We start from the raw sequence: 6,408 nt of genomic DNA, 5'->3' as shown, positions 1-6,408 counted from the left end.
CTTTCAAATTCCAAATCCTTAAGATTTTGTCTTTTGCTTTCTTTGGTTCTTTACAAAAGGAATCCCTATGAGCATAGGCAGTAAGATTTATAAACAATTTGATTTCAAGTTTGCTCTAGCTTATAGAATCAGAAAAGCAAAGAAAAAGATTCCAAGAAAAACCTTTTAAATATTATGTGAGAATAAATAAATTAATGGATAAAGTTTATTAATTAAAAAAAAATATGCTATAATTTTAGCCTAAATTTCATTAAAGGATTTGTTGATGAGGCAATATGAAACTTATAAATGTCAAAAATGTGGCAATGAAGTGGAAGTGCAAAATGTGGGTAGCGGAACACTTAGTTGTTGTGGAGCAGAAATGACCTGTATCACCACAGATTTAACAGCAGTTAATCTTATGAAAGCTTTTGCAGGAGAATCTATGGCGCGTAACAAATACGATTTGTTTGCCGATGTAGCACAAGAGGAAGGCTGGCACGCAGTAGCAAAACATTTCAGAGAGGCGGCAGAAAATGAAAAATGGCACGCAAGAGCAGAGTTTAAAGCATATCATAAAATTGTAGATGGCAAAGAGTTGGATATTACAACTAAAAATCTTATTACAGCCGCAGAGGGCGAAAATTATGAACATACGATTATGTATCCAAACTTCGCTAAAATCGCCGAAGAAGAGGGTAAAAAAGACATTGCACGACTCTTTACAGCTATTGGTAAGGTAGAAGTGGAGCACGAAAGAGAATATTTAGAACTCAAAAAAATGCTAGATGAGGAGGGATTCTTTGAAAGTAGCAATGAGGAAGTTTGGGTTTGTGAAATCTGCGGACATATTCATAGAGGTAAAAAAGCTCCCGGGGCTTGCCCGCTTTGTAAGGCTTCACGCGAATATTTCAAGCGCGAATTTTTAGGTTAATTTTTGTTTTATCATAGAGCCAAAACTCAAGGCTCTATGGCTTTTCACTCTTTTCTTCATTAATTTCATATTTAATTTTTAATTCATTTGCCATTTGTTAATGAATCCTAAAAAACCTTTCGGTAAAATAACGTTTTTATTTTGAATTTAGGGAAAAATATGAACCAAATGCAAATGTTTGTAAATGGTATAATGAGAGGATTTTGTAGTTTTTTTGTTACATTTGTTTTGCTTATCACTTATGGAAGTGCCTGTGCAGTGGCAACATTTGTAGAAAATGACTTTGGCACACCAAGCGCGAAAGCATTGATTTATAATACTGCTTGGTTTGATTTGTTGCATTTGTTGCTAGTGTTGAATCTGATAGGTATTTTGATTTTCTCGCGCGTATGGCAAAGGAAAAAATACGCTTCCTTTTTGTTTCATAGCTCTTTGATTATTATTTTTATTGGTGCGGCAATGACGCGTTATTATGGGTTTGAAGGTGTAATGCATATACGAGAGAGCGAAAGAAGCAATACCATAGAATCTCAAGAGGATTTTATTACGATTTTAGCAAAGATAGAGGACAAATTCTATCGCGCTTTTTTCCCAACTACAATCACGCCTTTAGTGCAAAAGAAATTTCATCAAACCTTGCCTTTTGAGGGGGATAATTTGTCTGTGCAGTATTTGGATTATCTCCCTGCCAAAGACAAAATGGATTCTGATAGATTAAAAGTCAAGGTGAGTTTTAAGGGAGAAAGTCAAGAAATAGAAATTATCAAAAATACAAAGGGAGAAAATATTGCTCCTTTTGTGCTTGGAGAAACAAGGTTTGCGCTTGATTGGGGTAGCAGAGTGGTGGCATTACCTTTTTTTATAGAACTAAAAGATTTTCAACTTGACCGCTATGCTGGCTCTATGAGTCCCTCTTCGTATGCTTCAGAGGTTGTAGTGATTGACTCAAAAAACAATGTAGAAAAGCCCTATAAAATCTTTATGAATAATGTTTTGGATTATGGAGGATTCCGCTTTTTCCAATCCTCGTATGATTTAGACGAGCAAGGCACGATTTTATCAGTTAATCGCGACCCGGGGAAAATTCCAACTTATATTGGTTATACGATGTTGGTTATCGGGCTTTTGTGGGAATTTTTTGCAAAAAATGGGAGATTTGTGCGCTTGAGCAATTATTTAAAATCCCAAAATTTAGCGATTGTCTTTGCTGCGGGGTTAAGTATGAGTATGCCTTTGTATGCAAGTGGGGAAAATATCAACGATACAGAACAAATGACGCAAAATATAGAATCTCAAAATCCACATATGCAAGGAGAATTAGAGATTCCACCTATCACCAATGAAAGCATTTTGGATTTGATTAAAAATCTAAAAGAAAAAAGCAAAGAGCACTCCGAGCGATTTGGGAAATTGCTTGTGCAAGATTTTGGCGGACGTATGAAGCCTGTGGATACTTTGGCAATGGAATATGTGCATAAAATGACGAAAAAAGATGGCTTTTTAGGGCTTAATAATATGGAATTATTCTTAGGAATGATGGTTTATCCCAATGAGTTTAAAAAAGTTAAAATGCTTGCACTTTCCACTCCAAAGCTTAAAGAAGTTATTGGAGTAAGCCAAGAAGAAAAATACATTGCTTTTGAGGATTTATTTGTAGGAGGAACTTATAAACTTGGTAATTATTTAGAAGAAGCGAATCGCAAAAAGCCTGCTATGCGAGATAAGTTTGATAAAGATGTGATAAATGTTGATGAGCGTGTAAATGTTGCTTATCTGATTTATACTGCACAAGCTTTACGCATTTTGCCGAGTTTTAGCGGTGAGGGAGACAAGTGGTTTGCTCCAAGTGATGCGATTGCTAGTTTTGATAAAGAGAGCGCAAGTCAGCTTCAAAAGCTTTTTGGAGCGTATTTTAATAGTTTCCATTATGGTTTAGTGGAGAATAAATGGGAAAATGCAGATTTGGCACTTGATGCACTAGAGAAGATTCAGCAAAAATTTGGTGCAAATTTGATTCCGCCACAAACGCAAATTGATTTGGAAATCTTTTTGAATCACTATAATCTTTTTAAAAACCTTATGCCGCTTTATTTGGTTTGTGGAATTTTGCTTTTTGCTGTGGTGCTTGTGCAGATTTTCCGGCATAAAAAAGCAGATGTTTTGGCAAGTCGTGTGCTTTATTGGGCGATTTCACTTTTGGTATTATTGCACGCAACGGCACTTGGTGTGCGCTGGTATGTGGGAGGACACGCGCCGTGGAGCAATGCGTATGAATCTATGATATACATTGCGTTTGCTTCGGGAATTGCCGGTGTTGTGTTTTTTAAGAAAAGTTATTTGGCGCAAAGTATGGCGAGTTTTTTGGCTGGAATTTCTCTTTTTGTAGCGCATTTGGGATTTATGGACCCACAAATTGGCAATTTAGTTCCTGTGTTAAAATCCTATTGGCTTAATATTCATGTTTCTATTATTACCGCAAGTTATGGATTTTTGGGGCTTTGTTTTATGCTCGGTGTGCTTACCTTGTTTTTGTTTATTTTTAGGAGTGCGAAATATCCTGAATTAGACCGCACGATTCTGACTTTACATACGATTAATGAAATGGCGATGATTCTAGGGCTTGCAATGCTTACGATTGGAAACTTTTTAGGTGGTGTTTGGGCAAATGAGTCTTGGGGGAGATATTGGGGCTGGGACCCAAAAGAGACTTGGGCTTTGATTTCTATTGTCGTTTATATTGTTGTCTTACACGCACGTTTTATGCCAAAAGGAGATAATCCTTATGTCTTTGCTTCGCTTAGTGTGATTGCATTTTATTCCATTTTGATGACTTATTTTGGAGTGAATTTTTACCTCTCTGGGTTGCATTCTTACGCGGCAGGAGACCCTTTGCCAATTCCCGTCTTTTTGTATTATTTTGTTGGCTTTACGATTCTGCTTATCATCTTGGCTGCGCGTAAAGGGGATTTACCATCGCCAAAACTTTCTTGAATGCGATAGGGATCTCTAGGAATTAAATTTTTGCAATGCCGAATCCAACCACGCAGTAGCAGTGCGCACATTGCAAGCATTGGAGGGGTGGTAGAATCTAAAATTAAACAATATTTATAATTCTCAAAATCTTTTAAGCGTTAGTTGTCTATTTTTTTGCTATAATCTATACTTATTTTTTAATTTTAAAGGGCAAGATTTTATGTCTGTAATCATTGGTATCAAAGCAAATAACGCAATCTATGATACACAAAGTGCGGAGGAATTGGGCTTAAAAGGTGAGCCGATTTATTTTGATAATTCCGAAGAATCGCTTGCTATTATGCGCCATACTTGTGCGCATTTAATGGCAGAAGCCATTAAAACACTTTATCCTGAAGCACAATTTTTCGTTGGTCCTGTGGTAGAAGAGGGATTCTATTATGATTTTCGCATACACCAAAAAATCAGTGAGGAAGATTTGGTTGCAATAGAATCTAAGATGAAAGAAATTGCTAAAAAGGGCGAGAAAATTATAAAATACCATTTAAAACGAGAAGAAGCAATCATAAAATTTCAAAACGATGATTTAAAACAAGCTGTCATTCGTAAGATTCCTCTAGGAGATGGGACTTTGAGTATTTATTCTCAAGGAGATTTTGAGGATTTGTGTCGCGGTCCGCATTTGCCAACTTTAAAATTACTGAATGCCTTTAAGCTTACAAAAATTGCTGGTGCTTATCTTGGAGGAGACGAAAAGGCTGAAATGCTAACAAGAATCTATGGGATTGCTTTTGCAAACAAAGAATCTTTAAGTCAGTATTTAAGACAATTAGAAGAAGCCAAAAAACGCGACCATAGAAAAGTTGGTATGGAAATGGAGCTTTTCACCTTTGATGAGGAAATCGGAGCGGGATTACCCATTTGGTTGCCCAAGGGAGCTAGGCTTAGGCGCAATCTTGAAAATCTCTTGACACAAGCACTCATTGAGCGGGGATATGAGCCTGTGCGCGGTCCAGAGATTCTAAAAAGTGCAGTATGGAAAACAAGCGGGCATTATGCAAATTATGGTGAAAATATGTATTTCACGACGATTGATGAGGTGGAATATGGTATCAAGCCTATGAATTGCGTTGGGCATATCAAAGTCTATCAAAGCGCATTACGTAGTTATCGCGAATTGCCTTTGCGATTCTATGAATATGGCGTGGTACATCGCCACGAGAAAAGTGGAGTCTTGCACGGATTGTTGCGTGTGCGTGAATTTACCCAAGATGACGCACATATTTTCTGTCGCCCAAGCCAAATTGCAAGTGAAGTAGAAAATATCATTGATTTCACGCAAAAAATTATGAATGCCTTTGGGTTTAGCTATGAAATGGAGATTTCTACTAAGCCAGAGAAATCCATCGGCAGTGATGCAGTATGGGAACAAGCAACAGAAGCATTAAAGGGTGCGTTAAACCGCTGTGGAATCTCTTACAAGATTGACGAGGGGGGCGGGGCATTTTATGGTCCCAAAATTGATATTAAAATCACCGATGCAATTGGGCGAAAGTGGCAGTGTGGCACTGTGCAAATTGATATGAATTTGCCAGAGAGATTTGATTTAACTTACACAGATGAGAACAACACAGCACAGCAGCCCGTGATGATTCATCGTGCAATTTTAGGAAGTTTTGAACGATTTGTAGCGATTTTAACAGAGCATTTTGGAGGAGAATTTCCATTTTTTGTTGCGCCAACCCAAGTGATTATTATTCCAATCAATGAAGCACAAAATGCTTATGCAAAAGAATTGCACAATGCACTTTTAAAAGTTGGTGTTTATGCAGAAATTGAAGAAAAAAGCGAAACGCTTAATAAAAGAATCCGTAATGCAGAAAAGCAAAGAGTGCCAATCATTGCGGTTTTAGGTGCTAAGGAAATGGAGGAAAGAAAAGTAGCAGTGCGCAATCGTCGCACCAAAGAACAATCAGATGTAAGTTTTGATGATTTTATTCAATTTAATAAGGAGAAAATGCGTGAGGTTAGCTTTTGAGTAAGAATGATGAAATAGTCCTCAATGAGGAAATAGATTTTCCACAAATCCGCTGTGTAGGAGACGATGGTGAGCAATATGGATTGATTAGCTCTGAAGAAGCTTTAAGGATTGCTGATAGCAAAGGTTTGGATTTGGTTTTAATCGCACCAGATGCAAAACCACCAGTATGTAAAATAATGGATTATGGAAAATTTCGTTATCAACAAGAGAAAAAGCAAAAAGAAGCCAAGAAAAAACAAAAACAAATTGAAATTAAAGAAATCAAGCTCTCTGTAAAGATTGCGAGCAATGATATTAATTATAAAGTAAAACACGCAAAGGAATTTTTAGAAGAAAATAAGCATGTGCGATTCCGCGTATTTTTACGTGGGCGCGAAGTAAGCGAGCCTCAAGCAGGTTTTGAAGTGCTAAATAGAGTTGCTTCAATGCTTGAAGAAGTTGCAAATATTGACAAAGACTACAAGGTGGAAGGTCGTTATGT

Annotated in this window: 4 protein-coding genes; all 4 read left to right on the top strand. The window is 37.0% G+C overall.

What is annotated here, in order from left to right; genetic code table 11:
- Positions 1–265: 265 nt before the first annotated feature.
- Positions 266–913 carry a ferritin family protein gene (locus Q1553_RS00595; RefSeq protein WP_115551109.1) on the top strand — a complete coding sequence of 216 codons (648 nt, stop codon included), beginning with the start codon at positions 266–268 and terminating at the stop codon, positions 911–913.
- A gap of 159 nt (positions 914–1,072) precedes the next feature.
- The gene (ccsA, locus tag Q1553_RS00590) at positions 1,073–3,904 is read left to right on the top strand and encodes a cytochrome c biogenesis protein CcsA (protein WP_115551108.1); all 2,832 of its coding nucleotides are present in this window, start codon (positions 1,073–1,075) and stop codon (positions 3,902–3,904) included.
- A gap of 202 nt (positions 3,905–4,106) precedes the next feature.
- On the top strand, positions 4,107–5,924 hold the full coding sequence (gene thrS, locus Q1553_RS00585) for a threonine--tRNA ligase (RefSeq protein WP_115551107.1): 1,818 nt from the start codon (positions 4,107–4,109) through the stop codon (positions 5,922–5,924).
- On the top strand, positions 5,921–6,408 hold a 488-nt coding region (infC, locus tag Q1553_RS00580), incomplete at its 3' end, for a translation initiation factor IF-3 (RefSeq protein WP_300842669.1). The genes thrS and infC, both read left to right, overlap by 4 nt.

Origin of the sequence: Helicobacter sp. UBA3407 (genome assembly GCF_949747025.1) — a bacterium.
GTDB lineage: Bacteria > Campylobacterota > Campylobacteria > Campylobacterales > Helicobacteraceae > Helicobacter_D > Helicobacter_D ganmani.
The sequence above is the reverse complement of the archived record's forward strand: the minus strand, read 5'-3'. Positions and strand labels throughout refer to the sequence as shown.